At 66.4% G+C, this 18074-nt stretch carries 18 protein-coding genes and 2 riboswitches; of the genes, 10 read left to right on the forward strand and 8 right to left on the reverse strand.

Features of this window, described 5'->3' with window-relative positions; translation table 11 throughout:
- Window positions 1-70: 70 nt before the first annotated feature.
- Window positions 71-1129: a methyl-accepting chemotaxis protein gene (locus CHB99_RS04915; RefSeq protein WP_377697372.1), complete on the forward strand. Its 1059-nt coding sequence runs from the start codon at window positions 71-73 to the stop codon at window positions 1127-1129.
- Between the two features lie 329 nt (window positions 1130-1458).
- Here the strand turns inward: CHB99_RS04915 and CHB99_RS04920 are convergent, their stop codons facing one another.
- Complete coding sequence (locus CHB99_RS04920; RefSeq protein ID WP_042129979.1) at window positions 1459-1899, reverse strand: GNAT family N-acetyltransferase; 441 nt, start codon at window positions 1897-1899, stop codon at window positions 1459-1461.
- A gap of 118 nt (window positions 1900-2017) precedes the next feature.
- On the opposite strand from CHB99_RS04920, the gene thpR reads away from it, so the two are divergent.
- Window positions 2018-2572, forward strand: coding sequence for an RNA 2',3'-cyclic phosphodiesterase (gene thpR, locus CHB99_RS04925; protein WP_042129980.1), 555 nt, complete (start codon window positions 2018-2020; stop codon window positions 2570-2572).
- Between the two features lie 94 nt (window positions 2573-2666).
- Window positions 2667-3674, forward strand: coding sequence for a hypothetical protein (locus tag CHB99_RS04930; protein ID WP_377697318.1), 1008 nt, complete (start codon window positions 2667-2669; stop codon window positions 3672-3674).
- Window positions 3675-3833: 159 nt separating this feature from the next.
- Here the strand turns inward: CHB99_RS04930 and CHB99_RS04935 are convergent, their stop codons facing one another.
- Window positions 3834-4646 carry a gamma-glutamyl-gamma-aminobutyrate hydrolase family protein gene (locus CHB99_RS04935; RefSeq protein WP_042129984.1) on the reverse strand — a complete coding sequence of 271 codons (813 nt, stop codon included), beginning with the start codon at window positions 4644-4646 and terminating at the stop codon, window positions 3834-3836.
- 364 nt (window positions 4647-5010) lie between these two features.
- On the opposite strand from CHB99_RS04935, the gene hpaR reads away from it, so the two are divergent.
- Window positions 5011-5433 carry a homoprotocatechuate degradation operon regulator HpaR gene (gene hpaR / locus CHB99_RS04940; RefSeq protein WP_042129985.1) on the forward strand — a complete coding sequence of 141 codons (423 nt, stop codon included), beginning with the start codon at window positions 5011-5013 and terminating at the stop codon, window positions 5431-5433.
- Window positions 5434-5604: 171 nt separating this feature from the next.
- Complete coding sequence (locus CHB99_RS04945; RefSeq protein ID WP_042129988.1) at window positions 5605-5901, forward strand: hypothetical protein; 297 nt, start codon at window positions 5605-5607, stop codon at window positions 5899-5901.
- Window positions 5902-5942: 41 nt separating this feature from the next.
- Here the strand turns inward: CHB99_RS04945 and CHB99_RS04950 are convergent, their stop codons facing one another.
- The 5 genes from CHB99_RS04950 to CHB99_RS04970 all read right to left on the reverse strand — a co-directional run bounded on the left by CHB99_RS04950 (window position 5943) and on the right by CHB99_RS04970 (window position 8357).
- Window positions 5943-6188, reverse strand: a complete 246-nt coding sequence (locus CHB99_RS04950; protein WP_042129992.1) for a DUF1272 domain-containing protein — start codon at window positions 6186-6188, stop codon at window positions 5943-5945.
- A 69-nt stretch (window positions 6189-6257) separates the two neighbouring features.
- Window positions 6258-7004: a precorrin-4 C(11)-methyltransferase gene (gene cobM / locus CHB99_RS04955; RefSeq protein WP_042129994.1), complete on the reverse strand. Its 747-nt coding sequence runs from the start codon at window positions 7002-7004 to the stop codon at window positions 6258-6260.
- Between the two features lie 29 nt (window positions 7005-7033).
- Window positions 7034-7459, reverse strand: coding sequence for a cobalamin biosynthesis protein (locus tag CHB99_RS04960; protein ID WP_042129996.1), 426 nt, complete (start codon window positions 7457-7459; stop codon window positions 7034-7036).
- A complete protein-coding gene (locus tag CHB99_RS04965; protein WP_042129999.1) occupies window positions 7459-8157 on the reverse strand; it encodes a CbtA family protein in 699 nt (232 codons plus the stop codon). Before CHB99_RS04965 ends, CHB99_RS04960 begins: the two co-directional genes overlap by 1 nt.
- A gap of 11 nt (window positions 8158-8168) precedes the next feature.
- The gene (locus CHB99_RS04970) at window positions 8169-8357 is read right to left on the reverse strand and encodes a CbtB domain-containing protein (RefSeq protein WP_042130000.1); all 189 of its coding nucleotides are present in this window, start codon (window positions 8355-8357) and stop codon (window positions 8169-8171) included.
- A 97-nt stretch (window positions 8358-8454) separates the two neighbouring features.
- Window positions 8455-8682: riboswitch (cobalamin riboswitch) on the reverse strand.
- Between the two features lie 56 nt (window positions 8683-8738).
- Window positions 8739-8963: riboswitch (cobalamin riboswitch) on the forward strand.
- 95 nt (window positions 8964-9058) lie between these two features.
- Between CHB99_RS04970 and cobW the strand changes: the two genes are divergently transcribed.
- The 4 genes from cobW to CHB99_RS04990 are packed head-to-tail and all read left to right on the forward strand — an operon-like array spanning window position 9059 to window position 15562.
- Window positions 9059-10129, forward strand: coding sequence for a cobalamin biosynthesis protein CobW (gene cobW / locus CHB99_RS04975; protein ID WP_042130002.1), 1071 nt, complete (start codon window positions 9059-9061; stop codon window positions 10127-10129).
- Between the two features lie 3 nt (window positions 10130-10132).
- Window positions 10133-13894 carry a cobaltochelatase subunit CobN gene (cobN, locus tag CHB99_RS04980; protein WP_042130004.1) on the forward strand — a complete coding sequence of 1254 codons (3762 nt, stop codon included), beginning with the start codon at window positions 10133-10135 and terminating at the stop codon, window positions 13892-13894.
- Window position 13895: 1 nt separating this feature from the next.
- A complete protein-coding gene (locus tag CHB99_RS04985; RefSeq protein WP_042130006.1) occupies window positions 13896-14903 on the forward strand; it encodes a magnesium chelatase ATPase subunit I in 1008 nt (335 codons plus the stop codon).
- Window positions 14828-15562, forward strand: a complete 735-nt coding sequence (locus tag CHB99_RS04990; RefSeq protein WP_084703002.1) for a vWA domain-containing protein — start codon at window positions 14828-14830, stop codon at window positions 15560-15562. The genes CHB99_RS04985 and CHB99_RS04990 overlap by 76 nt, the downstream gene beginning before the upstream one ends.
- Before the next feature lie 100 nt (window positions 15563-15662).
- On the opposite strand, the gene CHB99_RS04995 is transcribed toward CHB99_RS04990, so the two are convergent.
- Window positions 15663-15929, reverse strand: a complete 267-nt coding sequence (locus tag CHB99_RS04995) for a hypothetical protein (protein ID WP_042130007.1) — start codon at window positions 15927-15929, stop codon at window positions 15663-15665.
- 324 nt (window positions 15930-16253) lie between these two features.
- Between CHB99_RS04995 and CHB99_RS05000 the strand changes: the two genes are divergently transcribed.
- On the forward strand, window positions 16254-17579 hold the full coding sequence (locus CHB99_RS05000; protein WP_042130010.1) for a sigma-54 dependent transcriptional regulator: 1326 nt from the start codon (window positions 16254-16256) through the stop codon (window positions 17577-17579).
- Window positions 17580-18074: the final 495 nt, after the last annotated feature.

An 18074-nucleotide genomic window follows, 5' to 3' on the forward strand; every position in this document is an offset into this window, starting at 1 on the left:
GCAGGACGGTGCCAACGCGCTGTACTACGCCGAAGAGGCGCGTGCTTCGGCACAGGTGAAGAGCACCCATATGCTGCTGGCGGCGATCACCCTGGTGGCGATCGTCTGCGGCATCATCGTCGCCCTGCTGATCAGCCGGCAGATCGTCTACCCGCTGCGCCAGGCGGTGCAGGCCGCGCAGCGTATCGCCAATGGCGACCTGACCGTGGATATCCCCTCCGCGCGCGGCGATGAGCTGGGCGTGCTGCTGCGTGCGCTGAACAGCATGAACAGCAGCCTGCGTGAAGTGATTTCCCAGATCGGCTGCGGCTCGCAGCAACTGGCAGCCTCGGCCTCGCAACTGGCGGCGATCACCAGCACCACCCGCGAAGGCATCGACAGCCAGCGCAACGAGACCGACATGGTGGCCACGGCGATGAACGAAATCGCCGCCACCGTGCAGGAAGTCGCGCGCAACTCCGAGGAGGCCGCCAGCGCCGCCAAGGGCGCCGACCATGAAGTGACCAGCGTGCTGGCGCTGTCGCAGCAGGCGATCCGGCAGATCGAGGCGATGGCCAGTGGCGTGGGGATTTCCGCCGAGTCCCTGGGCCGTCTGCAGCAGGAGTGCGGGCGCATCGGGGCGATTCTCGACGTGATCAAGGCGGTGGCCGAGCAGACCAATCTGCTGGCGCTCAATGCCGCCATCGAGGCCGCCCGTGCCGGCGAGGCGGGGCGCGGCTTCGCCGTGGTCGCCGACGAGGTGCGCAACCTGGCCCAGCGGACCCAGGCGTCGTCCAGCGAGATCGAGCAACTGATCATCAAGCTGCAACAGATCGCCAACGAAAGCAGCGGGATGATGCAGACCAACCTGGAGCAGACCAATGCCTCGGTCAATGGCGTGCGCGACACCGGCACGGCGCTGGAGCACATCACCCGCCAGGTCTCGAATATCCAGCAGATGAGCGAACTGATCGCCACCGCCGCGGAAGAACAGGCGGCGGTGACCGAGGAAATCAACCAGAGCGTGACCCGGGTGCGCGAGACCGCCGAGGAGTCGGCCACCGCCAGTGCGGAAATTTCCGCTGCCAGTACCGAGCTGAGCCACCTGAGCAACCAGCTGCATGTGATGGTGGGGCACTTCCGCTTCTGAATCTGATCCGTATTTTTCAGCGCTTTCTGACGCTGTTATGCAAACAGCTGCTTATCGACAATAGGCCCCATGCAGACGGCCCCAGGACGGAGCGGGCGCTCCCGGTCCGGGCCGTCTGACCGGCTGATCACCTGGTGGTGATGGCCGTGGTCATCGGTAAGTGGAGGCTGTGATGGGCAAGATGGCGATTTTTCTGTTCGGATTTCTGGCACTGGCAATCGTGATTGGCGCGCTGGGAACGATTTCGCCGGTGTGAGGGCGCGCTGCACCTATCAGGTCCAGTGACTCCGCGGGGAAAGCGCCCGCGGAGTCCTGGGCGATTCTGTGCTTCAGCGGTGCTTCTCGAAGCGCACATCCCGCGCGTCCACCCGCGCTACCCGCCGCCAGCCCAGACGCTGGTAGAAACCGTTGGCGCGCACCCGCGGGTCGCCGTCGGTGACCAGCCAGATCAGTTCATGGCGCTGGAACAGGCAGGCCTCGGCCAGGGCCATCAACGCACGGCCAATGCCCAGTCCCTCGAACCCCGGGCGGATGAACAGGGCGAATACCTCGCCGATCTCGCTATCGACCATGGCAAAGCCGGCGGCCACGCCATCGACCTCGGCAATCCAGGCGCAGGGCTCTGCTGCAAGAATCGAAACCAGCGCTTCGGGGGTGATGCCCAGTTCGGCCATCTGCTCGCGGGACAGATGGTTCTGCACGACGCTGGTGCGGATCGCGAACAGGGTTTCGACATCCGCCGGGGTGGCGGCACGTAGTTCCAGGCTCATGAGGGACTCCTTTCTTCAGGCGAGGACACGGACGAGGATAAGCGTCGCGGATCGCAACGTCTTGTTTCAGGTCACAGGTCAATGCAGGCTTGCACATGACCGGAAAGAGGGGATGTCCATGAACAGCAACGAACCAGGCCCGAACGAACCGTTCAAACGCCTGTTCTTCGCCTTGCCCTGCGCGCCGCAACAAGGCCGGGCACTGTCTCGCTGGCGCAGCGAGTTGCGGCTGCGCGGCGGGCGGCCGGTGGCGACGGAGAATTTTCACCTGACCCTGATGTTCCTTGGCACGGCGGGCGTGACGCAGTTGCCCGCGATCCTCGAAGCCGCCGCGCGTCTGCGGCCGCTGGAGCACCTGGAGCCGCTGCTGCTCGATCGCCTGGAGGTGTGGCGCCGCAGCCAGGCCCTGGTGCTCACCGCGGAACATGCGCCGGCGGGGTTGCTGCGCTGGGTCTACGGATTGCAGGAGGCGATGTCGCCTCTGGGTTTCCTGGTCGATCCCCGGGAGTTTCGTCCGCACCTGACCCTGATGCGCGATTTTCGCGGGGTTGTGCCGGAAGCGGCGCAGGCGCCGGGGTTTCACTGGAACGTGGGTGAGTTCGTGCTCTACGAGTCCTGCAAGGGGCGCTATCAGGCCCTGGGGCAATGGCCGCTGCTGGCCAGGGCCGGCTGATATCGCCAGAAGTTAGATCAGCGCCGGGCGGCGGTTCCTATACTCGGGGAAGGTCCCTCGTTGCTGGCGGGGTACGGTCGTGGTCCGGCCTCTGTTGAATCTCGCGTTGTTGCTGGCACTGCTGGTGGTGGCCGCCTGCGGTTCGTCCCCGCGCGTGGCGGAAATTCCGCCGGTGGTGCTGTCGCCCGCGGCGTGGCAGCAGGTGGATCGCGAGATCGTCGTGGCGTCCCGTGGCGCCGCCGGTTCCGCCGGCGACTATGCCCGGCGCTCCATGCGCGTGTGGCGCGAGGAGGTGCAGAAGCACACCGAGGCGAATTTCATTCCCTGGTTCACCGGCTACTGGACCCAGCAATGGCTGACCCTCAAGGTGGCCTGGTACAAGATGAGCCAGGACCGCGAGCATTCGCAAGGCGACAACCGCCTGGCCCTGTACCTGCAAGAGGCCTACCGCGAGCGGGTGCTGGAACCGGTGGCCGAGCAGATCAACCCCGACCTGATTCGCGAACGCGCCACCGAACTCTATGTGCAGCTACTCGGCCAGCAGATGGCGGGGATACAGCAGCGCTATCGTCCGGCCCCTGATCAGTTCGCCCTGCATCTGCAGCGCATTCCCGCCATCGCCCTGGGGCCGCCGGCCGCGCGGGACGCCAGCCTGCGGCAACTGCTGGCGGCGCGCCCGTTGATACAGCTGCCGGCATGGCTGGCCCTGGACGAGAACATCAGGCGGGCCGCCGCGGTCAATGCTTCGGCAGCGGACAAAGGCTTGTCCTCGGTGGCGAGCAAGGCCAGCACCCGTCTCGAGGCGACCCTGGCCCCCCGTGGCGCGCTCAGCGCGGTGGCGGCGGCGGTGGGCAAGGCGGCGGGGATGGCGATCTCGCTGGCCTCGGCCGGGATCGGCGCGATGATGCACGAAAGTGATCGGCCGGAGATGGTCGAGCAACTGCGGGTGATCCTCAACGTGGCGCTGAACGAGGAGTGGCAGAACCTGATGGAGAACCATGCCACCGGAGTGATGGCCGGGGTCTGGTCGTTGTCGGGGCAGATCGAGGGGAATCTGATGGCGCCGACGCAGATGGAACCGCGGATGGATGCGATTCCCTAGACGGCCATGTTGAAGTGAATTCTTGATTGATTTTTATCGTTATAAATCAATCAGATATATGTGAACTTGAAAGTATTTTAAGAAGTAAAACGGCCGTATCGAAGCTTGCTTCGATACGGCCGTTTAATTATTGAAAATCAATGCCTTACGGTTGATTTCTCAAGCAATGCTTTGACTCTTGCTTTGCTGCTTCTTGCCCGCCTGGGCGCGGCAGGCTTCGCCAAAGGCTTCGAACATTCGCACCGAATCCGGGTTCTGCGCGGCCTGCCACTCCGGGTGCCATTGCACGGCGAAAAGGAAGGGCGACAGGCTCGGCGCGTGGATCGCCTCGACCAGGCCGTCTTCGGCATGGGCCAGCGGTTCGACGCCGTCGCCGAGGGTTTTCAGGCCCTGGCCATGCAGCGAGTTGACGCGGATATCGTCGCTCTGCAGCAGGTCACGCAGCCAACTGCCCGGTTTCAGGCGCACGCTGTGCGAAGGGGCGTACTGCACGTCCACCGGATCGTCCGGGTTTTCCCGATGGTCGTTGAAGCCGGGTTCGGCGTAGACCTTCTGGTAGATGTCGCCACCCAGTGCCACGTTGATTTCCTGCATGCCGCGGCAGATGCCGAAGATCGGCAGGCCACGGGCGATCGCCAGTTGCACCAGGGGCAGGTCGAACAGGTCGCGGTCGCGGTCCTGGGCTTTGCCGGGGGTCTGGTTTTCCTGGCCGTAGAGGGCCGGGTCGATATTGCTCCCGGCACCGGTGAGGTAAACGCCGTCAGCCATGTCCAGGTACTGTTCGAGGTCTTCGATGCCACAGCAGGTCGGCACCAGGACCGGGACGCAGCCGGCGTGTTCCACCAGCGGCACGATGTACTTGTGGGTCATCACCTGATAGTCGTGACCCTTGCGCTCTTGAGCGCCCATGGTCATCAGGACCACGGGTTTGCGGGATTTCTGATTCTTATTGCCAATGTTGCTGTTGGGCATATGTCACCTTGGGACAGGCGCGGCCTGTCATTGTTGTGCAGGCGCACCGGTGCGGACCTGGTACTGCCTGAGGTTTCGAGCACTGCCGGGTTGCACGCTGACGTCGATTCCCGGTCGAAACCTGCCCATAGCTTGCCAGAGCCGTTAAATATATCAAGCGGAATAAGCTATTTGTGTCCATATTTTTTAACGTGAAACCTTGGATTTATCGTTTAACTGGTTGATTGATCAGGTGGAAATGTGATTTTTACCTGACGCTTCAGTTCAATATATTTGACGATCTGGAAGTGCTGCCCATGATGGCCCTTGCGACACGAAAGCCCGGCTCTTAAGCTGCGCAATCACCGTCGACAACAGCCTGATCATGCCCATTCCAAGACCTTCCCTGACCCTGACCCTGCTGCAAGCCCGCGAGGCCACCATGGCCTTCTTCCGTCCCTCTCTCAACGAACACGGCCTGACCGAACAGCAGTGGCGGGTGATTCGTATCCTGCGTCAGCAGGGCGAGCTGGAAAGTCATCAGCTCGCCGAGCAGGCCTGCATCCTCAAGCCCAGCATGACCGGCGTGCTCAGCCGCCTGGAGCGCGATGGCCTGGTGCGCCGCAAGAAGTCCTCGCAGGACCAGCGGCGGGTCTTCGTCGGTCTCACCGAGCAGGGCCAGCAGTGCTTCGTCGACATGAGCGAGGACATGGAGCGCAACTACCAGCGCATCCTCGAACAGTTCGGCGACGAGAAGCTGCAGGCGCTGCTGGGGTTGCTCAACGAGCTGAAGAACGTCAGGCCCTGAGCCGTGGCACGTCATTCGCGTAACTGAAAAGTCCTACATATACTGTCGGATATCCGCAACAGCTTGCCGTCGTTGGTCGGACCACGACGTCTCTTATGCCCGGTGGCAGTGCCGTATCCGTAGTAGCCCGCAGGCGAGTCGTCATTTCAGGCGCTACAGAGGGCATTTGCGATGGATATCATCAGTCTGGCCGTGCAGGTCATCAGCGGTGTGGTAGGCGGTAATGCGGCAGGTATGACCAAGCACGGCCTCGGGCCGCTGCTCAATTCCGTTCTTGGCGGGGTAGGGGGTGTGGTGGTGGGGCAGATCCTGGCCACTGTCACCGGCGATCAGTCCCTGGCCCAGGCCGGGGCCGAAGGTTCCCTGGATATTCCAGCCATCATCAGCAGCGTGATCGGCGGTGGCGCCGGCGGTGCGGTGCTGACCTGGGTGGTGGGGTTCATCAAGAGCAAGCTGCAGACGCCTTGACCGGTTCGCCTTCGGGCCTGCGCGGCAGGCCCGAAGGTTACTCAATGGGCCGGACACCCCTCGGCCTTCACCGTGCGCTGGGTCGTTGCCGGATTCTTCGCCAGCTTCTCGCCCACCCGCGCCGGGCGTGGCTGCAGTTCACCGCCGCAGTTCGGGCATTGGCCCTTGAGGGTGTGTTCGGCGCAGGCGCGGCAGTAGGTGCATTCGAACGAACAGATCATCGCGTCGCGGCTGTCGCCGGGCAGTGGCGTGGCACAGCATTCGCAACAGGGGCGCAGTTCCAGCATCGGGGCGGTCCTTTCGAGGGGTGGTCGTCGCGCTAATGTGCAGGCGCCCCGGGGGCAATGCAACAGGTTTCAGGGGCGGTACAGGTGCGCATGTCCCGCGCGATAGAGCGCCGACTCGCTGAACGTGTCACTGGCCAGCACCCGTCCCACCAGGATCAGCGCGGTACGCCGGAAACCCTTGGCCGCGGTCAGGTCGACGATATCGTCCAGCGTGCCCAGCACCCAGTCCTGGTCCGGCCAGGTGGCGCGGTGAACCACGGCGATCGGACAGTCGCCGCCGTAGTGCGGGCGCAGCTCCTCGACGATCCTGGCCAGGTGGCGCACCCCGAGGTGAATCGCCAGGGTGGTCTTGTGACTGGCCAGGCTGGCCAGGGCTTCACCTTCCGGCATCGGCGAGGTGTCGGCGAAGCGGGTGAGGATCAGGCTCTGGGCGATGTCCGGCAGGGTCAGTTCGCAGCCCAGCAGGGCGGCGCTGGCGGCGGTGGCGGTGACCCCGGGGACGATCTCGTAGGGAATGCCCAGCTCGCGCAGGTGGCGGATCTGCTCGCCGATGGCGCCATACAGGCTCGGGTCGCCGCTGTGCACCCGGGCCACATCGTGGCCTTGCGCGTGGGCCGCGCGGATCGCCTCGATGATCTGCTCCAGGTGCAGTTCGGCGCTGTTGATCACGCTGTCGGCGGTGTGCCCTTCGAGTACCGCGGCGGGTACCAGGGAGCCCGCGTAGATGATCACCGGGCACTGGCGGATCAGGCGCTGGCCCTTGACGGTGATCAGCTCCGGATCGCCGGGGCCGGCACCGATGAAATAGACGGTCATTGCACAGTCTCTGAACGGAAGGCGGCGGATTATCCGCCAGAAGCGGGTATCCAGGCCAATGCCAGGGTCATGTCGTCCCGCACGTGGCGTTCGACACGCAGTTGTGCCGGGGCGCCGCCCAGTTGCTCGGCCAGGGCCAGGGCGGAACTTTCCGCGACGCCATAGCAACCGCTGTGGCGAAAGGCCGTGGCCGAACGATGGCTCAGGCGCGGGGTGAAGGCGGCGAGGTGCGCGGCGCTGTAGAAGTGCAGGGGCAGGACAAGGTCTTCGGCCAACTGCAGCAAGCCGGGCTCCCCGCGCTTGAGATCGATGCTGGCCAGTCCGGCCAGCGCGGCGAGCGACAGGTCATGGGCCTGCAGCACGTCATGCACCAGACCGGCCAGGTCACTGGCCGGGATGCCGCGGCGGCAGCCCAGCCCGGCGTACAGCAGGGTTACGCCGGGCGGGAAGGGCATCAGGCCGCCTGACGCCGGTACAGCCAGGCGCTGAGCAGGCCCAGGGCCAGCCAGAAGCCGGCGTTGGTCAGCAGCGAGGCGATGATGAACTGCGTTTCCAGGGCTTCCGGCGCCAGGCTTTCGTGGACGTCCGGCTGCGGTGCGCCGATCACGTGGGGGATCACCAGCAGCACCAGGCCGGCGGCTTTCAGTACCCAGTTGCCGGCGAAGGCGATCAGTGCCAGGCCCACCGCGGTGGCCGCGGCGGTGCCGACCCACCAGAACTGGCGCTGGGCCAGGTCGGCGGCGGCGGTGCCCGGCAGCTCCGGTGGCAGGCCGAGGTTCGGCGCCAGGCAGAACACGGCGAAGCCGCCCAGGCCCCAGAGTGCGCCGGCGCCGAGGCTGGCGGGGGTGCGCAGGGTGTACATGGCGGCCAGCAGCAGGGCGAAGCCTACCGCGACCACCAGGTTGCCGCCGGTGGTGGACAGCACGCGCTGCCAGCCGTCTTCCGGCGACCAGGCTTCTTCGTCATGGTGATGGCCGTCGGCGGCCGCGGCGGCATCGGCGTGCTGGTGTTCATGGGTGGCGGCCGGCGCCGCGGTCTCGTAGGTTTCCGCCTGGAGAATCAGCGGCGAGACCCAGAAGCTCTGCAGCAGGGTCAGCAGCAGGGCGGCGAGCAGGCCGGCGAAACCGGCGGTGCGGGCGATGCGAGTGAACATGCGGTCGGGCCTCAGTGGCAAGGGAAAGCGGCGCTGTGGCGGGTATCGTGGGCGGCATTGTGGACCGCCTCGATGTGCGAGAACCCGGCGAAGTAGACCAGGCACAGGCCCAGTACCGAGGCGCTGACGGCGGCGACGATGCGCTGGCTGAGGGTGGTGGGCGTGACGATGGCGTGACGGGCGGTGGTGGAGACGGGCATGGCGCTTTCCTCTGGGTGTTGTCGGCAACAGGCAAGCGCGCGAAACCCCTGCGCGGAGTCGCCCAGGGGTGCAACAGCGCCCGCCCACCGCGGGTTGTGTCAAAGTCTGCGTCGGGCCGGTCTCCGGGCTGGCGAGGGCGGAAGCGGACTTCAGCCGGGGGCGTCACCTTCCCATGCCGTACGGCTGGCACAGTGGTAAAGACGCTTTCCTCGCTTACCGTTGCGGGGGCAGCACCGGCCTTGTCGACGCCCCTGGAGGCTGGCGACGCACCGGTTTCCCGTTTCACCTTGTAATAAAAAAGGCACCCAAACGAATCGCGTTAGGAAATCACGCGCGTTGACATCCGTCAATACAGCGGTTGACCGGCTCCGGAGCACTGCGTAGCCTTGCCGCTTCGAGGTTCTCCGGCGCTGGCCGGAGCTAAGACGGGAACGCGGTGCGCTTTGCCAAAGGCCATTCCGCGGCTGCCCCCGCAACTGTAAGCGCTGTCCATCGACCATTGCCACTGCCGACCACCGAGGCGGGAAGGCGTCGAGGCCGCCTTCAGGGTTTAAAGCCCAGGGCACAGCGCGAGCCAGGAGACCTGCCTCGGACAGTTTCCACATACAACCGGGCGGGGTGATCCGGTGGCGAACGCGCCCGGGTGTCAGGCACCCGGCTCCCGTCCCGCATGCCCGCCATCCTGCCAAGGGCATCCGACATGAAAACACTGGCCAAACTCCCCGTCACCATCGTCACCGGCTTTCTCGGCTCGGGTAAAACCACGCTGCTGCGGCACATGCTGGACAACGCCAATGGCCGGCGCATCGCGGTGATCGTCAACGAATTCGGCGAGCTGGGCATCGACGGCGAGATCCTCAAGCAGTGCAGCATCGGCTGCAGCGAGGAAGAGGCCAACGGCCGCGTCTACGAACTGGCCAATGGCTGCCTGTGCTGCACCGTGCAGGAAGAGTTCTTCCCGGTGATGCGCGAGCTGGTGGCGCGCCGTGGCGACCTCGACCAGATCCTCATCGAAACCAGCGGCCTGGCCTTGCCGAAACCGCTGGTCCAGGCCTTCCAGTGGCCGGAAATCCGCAATGCCTGCACCGTCGATGCGGTGATTACCGTGGTCGACAGTCCGGCCGTGGCCGCCGGCACCTTCGCCGCCTTCCCCGAGCAGGTGGACGCCCAGCGCAAGCTGGACCCGAACCTGGACCATGAATCGCCACTGCACGAGCTGTTCGCCGACCAGTTGGCCAGTGCCGACCTGGTGGTCCTCAACAAGGCCGACCTGATCGCCCCTGAAGCCCTGGCCGCGGTGCGCGCCGAAGTGCAGGAAGAACTGCCGCCGGCGGTGAAGGTGATCGAGGCGAGCAAGGGCGTGCTGCCGCTGGAAGTGCTGCTGGGCCTCGGCGCCGAGTCGGAAGCGCATATCGATGGCCGGCGCACCCACCACGATTCGCACCATGACGGCGACGACGATCACGACGACCACGATCACGACGCCTTCGATTCCATCTCCCTCGACCTGCCCGAGGCCGACGAAAGTCTGCTGCTCGATGCCCTGACCCAACTGGTGGCCGACACCGGCATCCTGCGCATCAAGGGCTTCGCGGCGATCCCCGGCAAGCCGATGCGCCTGTTGATCCAGGGCGTGGGCAGCCGTTTCGACAAGCACTTCGATCGCGCCTGGCGCAGTGACGAAGCGCGCATCACCCGTCTGGTGCTGATCGGCCAGGAACTCGATGCCGCGGCGCTGGAAGCCCGTCTGCGCGCGGCTCTGGGCGCCTGATCCATGCACCTGCTGCGGACCCAGCCCGGCGGCTTCGTGCCGGACGACAGCATCGCCGACCTCGGCCAGACCCCGGCCGAGCTGGTGATCCTCTGCAGCGGCGACTCGCACCTGGCGCTGCTGGCGGAAACCGCCCGCGACCTGCCGCACGACTACCCCAGCCTGCGCCTGGCCAACCCGATGCAGGTGCAGAACCATGCGTCGGTGGACCTGTATGTCGATGAAGTGCTGCGCCATGCCAAGGTGATCCTGGTGTCGCTGCACGGCGGCATCGGTTACTGGCGCTATGGCGTCGAGCAACTGGTGGAGCTGGCGGCCCGTGGCGTGCAACTGATCCTGGTCCCGGGCGACGATCGCCCGGACCCGGAACTGACCCGCCTGGGCAGCGTCACGGGGGCGACGGCCGAGCGTCTCTGGCACTTCCTGCGCCAGGGTGGCAAGGCCAATGCCCTGAACCTGTTCAACTGCCTGGCCAGCCTCTGGCTGGGGCGCGACTATCCCTGGGACGAGCCACGGCAACTGCCGCGTACCAGCCTGTATCACCCGCGCCAGGCCGAGGCCGAACTGGCCCACTGGCGCGCCGACTGGCAGCCCGGGCAAGCGGTGGTGCCGGTGCTGTTCTACCGCTCGCACCTGCAGGCGGCCAATACCGCTTTCATCGATGTGTTCTGCGAGCGCCTGGCCGGCGCCGGGCTCAATCCGTTGCCGATCGCCGTCGCCAGCCTCAAGGAGGCCGGCTGCCTGGCCCAGGTCGAGGACTGGCTGGACGAGACCGACGCGGCGCTGATCATCAACACCACCGGCTTCGCCCAGTCCAGCCCCGAGCAACCCCATCTGCGTCCGTTTCGCCGCGACATTCCGGTGCTGCAGGCGATCTGCGCGCAGGACAACGAGCCCGCCTGGCAGGCCAGCGAGCAGGGCCTCGGGGTCCGCGACCTGGCCATGCACATCGCCCTGCCGGAACTGGACGGGCGCATCATCACCCGGCCGATCAGCTTCAAGGACCTGGCCTGGCGCAGCGAGCGCAGCCAGTCCGACGTGGTCTGCTACCGGCCGCAGGTGGAGCGCATGGACTTCGTCGCCGAGTTGGCGCGGCGCTGGTGCGAACTGGCGCGCCTGCCCAATGCGCAGAAGCGCGTGGCGCTGGTGCTGGCCAACTACCCGACCCGCGATGGGCGGATCGGCAATGGCGTCGGCCTCGACACCCCGGCGGCGGCGCTGAACATCCTCCGGGCCCTGGGCGAGCAGGGCTATCCGGTGGCCGGGCTGCCGGACAGCGGCACGCAACTGATCCGGCAACTGCTCGGTGGTGTCAGCAACGATCTCGACAGTCTCGACCAGCGCCCCTGTGCCCAGAGCATGGCGCTGGACGACTACCTGGCGGCCTTCGCGCGCCTGCCCGAAGCCAACCAGCGGGCGGTGCGCGAGCGCTGGGGCGAGCCGCAGCAGGACCCGATGTTCCGCGGCGGGCGGATGATGGTCGCCGGCCTGCGCCTGGGCCTGACGTTCGTCGGCATCCAGCCGGCGCGGGGTTACCAGCTGGATCAGAGCGCGGTGTACCACGATCCCGACCTGGTTCCGCCCCACGGCTACCTGGCCTTCTATTTCTGGCTGCGCCATGGCCTGGCGGCCGACGCGCTGATTCATGTCGGCAAGCACGGCAACCTCGAATGGCTGCCGGGCAAGGGCGTCGGCCTTTCGGCGCAGTGCTGGCCTGATGCGCTGATCGGGCCGCTGCCGAACATCTACCCGTTCATCGTCAACGACCCGGGCGAGGGCGCCCAGGCCAAGCGCCGCACCCAGGCGGTGATCATCGACCACCTGATGCCGCCGCTGACCCGCGCCGAAACCTATGGCCCGCTGCGCAACCTGGAGCGTCTGGCCGACGAGTACTACGAAGCGCAACTGCTCGACCCGCGGCGCGCCGTGGAGTTGCAGAAGGAGATTTTGCAACTGGTGCGCGACAACCATATCGACCGCGAACTGCAGCTGGAGGGTGCGCTGGACGATGCGGGGATCTGGCTGCCGCGGCTGGATACCTACCTATGCGACCTCAAGGAGTCGCAGATCCGCGACGGCCTGCATGTGTTCGGCGAGTCGCCGGGCGGACGCCTGCGCATCGACACCCTGGCTGCCTTGCTGCGGGTTGCCAGGGGGGATGGCCGGGGCGCCAACGCCAGTCTGCCGCGCGCGCTGGCCCGGGCCCTGGCGCTGGGCTTCGATCCGCTCGACTGCGAATTGGGCGAAGCGTGGCAGGGGCCGCGTCCGCAACGCCTGGCGGACCTCGACTGCGGCCCCTGGCGCACCGCCGGTGATACCCGTGAACGCCTGGAAATCCTCGCGGCGCAACTGATCGAGCAGACCCTGACGGGCAGCCCGGACCTGCCTGGGGACGGGCAGTGGGCTGAGGTGCATGCCGTGCTCGATGCCCTGCGCGAGCGGGTTGCGCCGCAACTGGACGGCTGCGGCGCCGCGGAAATGCATGGCGTGCTCGCCGCCCTCGACGGCCGTTTCGTGCCCGCCGGTCCCAGCGGCGCGCCGAGTCGCGGGCGCCTGGACGTCCTGCCCACCGGGCGCAACTTCTATACCGTCGATGTGCGCAACCTGCCCACGGCCACCGCCTGGCGCCTGGGTTTCGCCTCGGCCAACCTGATTCTCGAACGCCACCTGCAGGACCACGGCGACCACCTGCGCCAGCTCGGCCTGTCGGTCTGGGGCACGGCGACCATGCGCACCGGCGGCGACGACATCGCCCAGGCCATGGCGCTGATGGGCGTGCGCCCGGTATGGGCGGCGGGCAGTCACCGGGTCGACGATTTCGAGATCCTGCCCCTGAGCCTGCTGGACCGGCCGCGGGTGGACGTGACCCTGCGCGTCTCCGGCTTCTTCCGTGACGCCTTCGGCAACCTGATCAAGCTGTTCGACGCCGCCGTGCAGGCGGTGGCGGCGCTGGACGAACCGGACGAGCTGAACCCGCTGGCCGCGCGGGTGCGCAGCGAGCGCGCCGAGTTGCTGGCCAGCGGGCTGGACGCGGAGCAGGCGCGGCGTCAGGCCGGCTGGCGGGTCTTCGGCGCCAAGCCCGGGGCTTACGGCGCCGGGGTGCAGAACGCCATCGACGGGCGGCTCTGGCACAGCCGCGCGGATCTCGCCGAGGTCTATCTGAACCATGGCGGCTACGCCTACGGCGGCGCCGACGACGGCACCGAGGCGCGGGGCCATTTCGCCCGGCGCCTGAGCCAGGTCCAGGCGGTTCTGCAGAATCAGGACAACCACGAGCACGACCTGCTCGATTCCAACGACTACTACCAGTTCCAGGGCGGCATGCTCGCCGCCGTGGAGAGCCTCGGCGGCGGCACGGTGGCCAGCTACCACGGCGACCACAGCCAGCCGGAGCGCCCGCGCATCCGCACCCTGAAGGAAGAGCTGAACCGGGTGATCCGCGCCCGCGCGCTCAACCCCAAGTGGATCGACGGGGTCAAGCGCCATGGCTACAAGGGCGCCTTCGAGCTGGCGGCGACGGTCGACAACCTGTTCGCCTTCGACGCCACCACGCACCTGATCGACGACTATCACTACCAGGCGCTGGCCGATGCCTACGTGCTCGACGCCGCGACCCGCGAATTCATCCGCCAGCACAACCCCGAGGCGCTGCGGGATATCACCGAGCGCCTGCTCGAGGCCCAGCAGCGCGGCCTCTGGCAGGAGCCTGGCGAGTACCGCGAGGCCCTCGAAGAACAGTTGCTGGACGGCGAGGAAGACAGCTGAAATGACTGAACCCGTGCATTTTCCCCTGGCCGCGGTGGTCGGCGCCGAGGACCTGAAGCTGGCCCTGTGCCTGACCGCCATCGATCCGAAGATCGGCGGTGTGCTGATCGAGGGCCCGCGAGGCATGGCCAAGAGCACCCTGGCCCGGGGCCTGGCCGACCTGCTCGGCGAGGGGCCGTTCGTGACCCTGCCGCTGGGTGCCACCGAAGAGCGCCTGGTCGGTACCCTCGACCTGGACGCCGCGCTGGGTCAGGGCCGCGCGCAGTTTTCCCCCGGCGTGCTGGCCAAGGCCGACGGCGGTGTGCTCTATGTCGATGAAGTCAACCTGCTGCCGGACCACCTGGTCGACCTGCTGCTGGATGTCGCCGCCAGCGGCACCAACCGTATCGAGCGCGATGGCCTGTCGCACCGGCACAGCGCGCGCTTCGTGCTGATCGGCACGATGAACCCGGAAGAGGGCGAACTGCGTCCGCAACTGCTCGATCGCTTCGGTTTCAATGTCGCCCTGCACGGTCAGCCCGAGCCGCGGGCGCGTGGACAGATCCTGCGCCGACGCCTGGCCTTCGACAGCGATCCGGCGGCGTTCTGCGCCGAATGGGCGACAGCGCAGGGGCAATTGCGCCTGCGTTGCCAGGAGGCGCGGCAGCGCCTGGCGGCGATCGAGCTGGACGACCGCTCGCTGGACCTGATCACCGCGCGCTGTTTCGACGCGGGGGTCGATGGCCTGCGCGCCGACCTGGTCTGGTGGCGTGGCGCCCGGGCCCATGCGGCCTGGCGCGGCGGTGTGGCGATCGAAGACGTGGATATCGAGGCGGTGGCGGAATTCGCGCTGCGCCACCGGCGTCAGGCGCGTGATCCCGCCGTCACACCGCCAGCGCCCGTTGCGCCGCCCGTTGGCGGGCAGGCCGAAACCCGCCAGACGCAAGCCGGACAATGGGGCGAGATGCCGGCGCAGACGGTGGCGACGGGGGCCCGGCGCGAGGTGCCGGCCTGGCCAAAAAAGCCCTGAGCATCCGCGCCCGCGCCAGCGCGGATGCCAGACCCAAGGCCGGTGGGCTGGTTCGAGGCCCGCGCGGTCGTGGGCGCGCGGCGGCGCAGGGCAAGGTCGACTGGCCGGCGACCCTGCTCGGCGGGCGCCCGCGCCTGCGTGGCGATCTGCGCTGGAAACAGCGCAGCGCCGAGTCCCCCGAACTGTGGCTGGTGATCGTCGACGCCTCGGCCTCGACCCGCCGGCATCAGGCCTTGAGCCGGGCCAAGGGGGTATTGGCGACGCTCTTCGACCAGGCCTATCGCGCCCGCGCCCGCCTGGCGCTGCTCACCGCCAGTGGCGAGACACCGCACTGGCAGCGCCATGGCCTGAAGGCCTCGGCGGCCTTGCAGCCGTGGCTGGCGCAGTTGGGGGCGGGGGGCGGCACGCCGTTGCTGGCGGCACTGCAGCAGGCGCGAGCGTGGCTGTTGCGGCGGCAGCGGCAAATGCCCGGTGAGCGCCAGCGCTGCCTGCTGTTCACCGACGGACGACTGCGTCTGGACGGGGCATTGCAAGCCTTGCCCTGTGACACCTTGCTGATCGATATGGAGCGTGCGCCGATTCGTCTGGGCCGCGCCCGCCAGCTCGCCGAGGAACTACGGGCGGATTATCGACATATCGACGAGTTGCCGCTGGAATAAGTGCGGTGAAGTGTCGCAGCGACAATTGAATACAACATTGCGACTAATAAAAAAGTGCACCCGAGGGTGCACTTTTCAATTGCGCGCGCAGCGCTGGAAGTTAGCGGGGCATGGACCAGGGTTGCAGGTCGTAGCCTTTCTGCCGCAGTTCGGCGCGGACTTCCTCGATCAGATGGGCCCATTGCGCCGGGTCGGAATAAGTGCTGCTCGATACTTGCTTGCTGCCAATGCGGGTGCTGGTCCGGTCGATCACTGCCAGGCTCAGCTCGCCAGTGCCGTTCGGTGCATCCCAGGCGACGCACTGGAAGGGTTCGAAGGCATGGTCGGCAATCAGCAGGGCTTCGTTGACACGCAGCGGAGCGTTCATGGGGGCGGTCTCTCTAGTGGTCCCAAACAGCGAAAGAAAGTTGCCGGGGCGTCAAACGCGGCGGCAGGTTATTTGTACTGATGTCCGAAGTAACCGGAGAAGTCACACCGGTCGGAAAATTTTTTATGCGGGCGTCGAACATTCTCTTTTTCCTGGCGCTTGTGACGTTGAATTAACAGGAAAATTCCATGAAGGAAATGTAATGAAATTTTTCGGCGGACAGACGGTACTTGGGCTATTGGCGTTCGTTGCTACTGTTACGAAAAGGTCTGGCAACATGCTGTTTCCACTCGATTTTCCATTAATTGACGTCAAGGAAAGATCATGCTCGAGCCCGCTCCGAACCGCCGCTTGCTGGTCGTCGATCCCTGTGACGACTGTCATCGCCTCCTCCCCGGTTTGCGCAGCGTCGGCTGGGATGTGCACAGCTGTACCCTGGCCGGTGCCCTGGAGCATGCCTGCGATGTCGGTCTGCTGCGATTGCAGGCGGCGCACCTGCAGCGTCCGGAGGCGGTGAAGGACCTGATCAGCCGCAGCGGCGCCGAGTGGATTGTCGTGCTCAGCCCGCAGGAACTGCGCTCGCAGAAGGTAGGCGATTTCGTCTGCGAGTGGTTTTTCGACTTCCATACCTTGCCGTTCGACGTATCGCGGGTGCAGGTCACCCTCGGTCGTGCCTTTGGCATGGCGCGCCTGCGCGGCAAGGGCGCGACCCAGGCCGAGGAGCCGGAGCACGAACTGCTCGGCGAGAGCCGGCCGATCCGCGAGTTGCGCAAGTTGTTGAGCAAACTGGCGCCGACCGAGTCGCCGGTGCTGATCCGTGGCGAGAGCGGGACCGGCAAGGAACTGGTGGCGCGCACCCTGCATCGCCAGTCATCGCGCCACGACAAGCCGTTCGTAGCGATCAATTGCGGGGCGATTCCCGAGCACCTGATCCAGTCCGAACTGTTCGGCCACGAGAAGGGCGCGTTCACCGGCGCCCACCAGCGCAAGGTGGGGCGCATCGAAGCGGCCAATGGCGGCACGCTGTTTCTCGACGAGATCGGCGATCTTCCCTTGGAGTTGCAGGCCAATCTCCTGCGTTTTCTTCAGGAGAAGCATATCGAGCGGGTCGGTGGCAGCCAGCCGATCGCGGTGGACGTGCGGGTCCTGGCGGCCACCCACGTCGACCTGGAAAGTGCCATTCTCACTGGGCGCTTCCGCGAGGACCTGTATTACCGGCTCAATGTCCTGCAGGTGGTGACCGCGCCGCTGCGCGACCGGCATGGCGACCTGTCGATGCTCGCCAGTCATTTTTCCCGCTTCTACAGCCTGGAGACCGGGCGTCGGCCACGCACCTTCAGCGAGGAAGCCCTCAGTGCCATGGGCCGGCATGACTGGCCGGGCAATGTGCGCGAGTTGGCCAACCGGGTACGGCGCGGCCTGGTGCTGGCCGAAGGACGGCAGATCGAGGCGCAGGACCTGGGGCTGCATGACCAGCACAATCAGGTGGCGCCCATGGGCACCCTGGAAGATTACAAGCACCAGGCCGAGCGTCAGGCACTGTGCGACGTGCTCAACCGGCACAGCGACAACCTGAGCATCGCGGCGAAGGTCCTGGGGGTGTCGCGGCCGACTTTCTACCGGCTGTTGCACAAGCATCAGATTCGCTGAAGGGCGGTGACGCCACCGGCCCCTTCCGCCTCAAGGCCGCCAGGTGCCTGTCTTGAGTCTTGCAGCGCCCTCCAGATCGAGCGCCGCCCGCGCGGCGCATCGCGAGCGCGCTCGCTCCTACATTTGTTGCAACGTACCTATGCCTGACAGGCCATAGTTGTTCGCCTTGTCGGCACGACGCGATACCGAGCCGAACCCGACAGCCTCCCCGCGATACATCGCCGCAAGACAAAGGCTGGCAACTCAACTTTCACAGGCCATGGCACGTTGCAATAGATGTGGGAGCGGATTCATCCGCGATGCGCCGCGCGGGCGGCGCTCGATCTCAAGAGCGCTGCAAGACTCAAGACAGGCGCCTGGCGGCCTTTATGCGGTTCCTCGTCAAGCCGTCAAAGATGTGTAGATACCCATGCTGGATGGGGCAGGTGCGTAGCACCCTTCGGCGGGAGCGGGCGTTTTTCGTCCATTTTGCCACCAAGACAAAATGGACCCGCC

The sequence above is a fragment of the Pseudomonas japonica genome (assembly GCF_900188455.1).
Taxonomy (GTDB): Bacteria; Pseudomonadota; Gammaproteobacteria; order Pseudomonadales; family Pseudomonadaceae; genus Aquipseudomonas; species Aquipseudomonas japonica.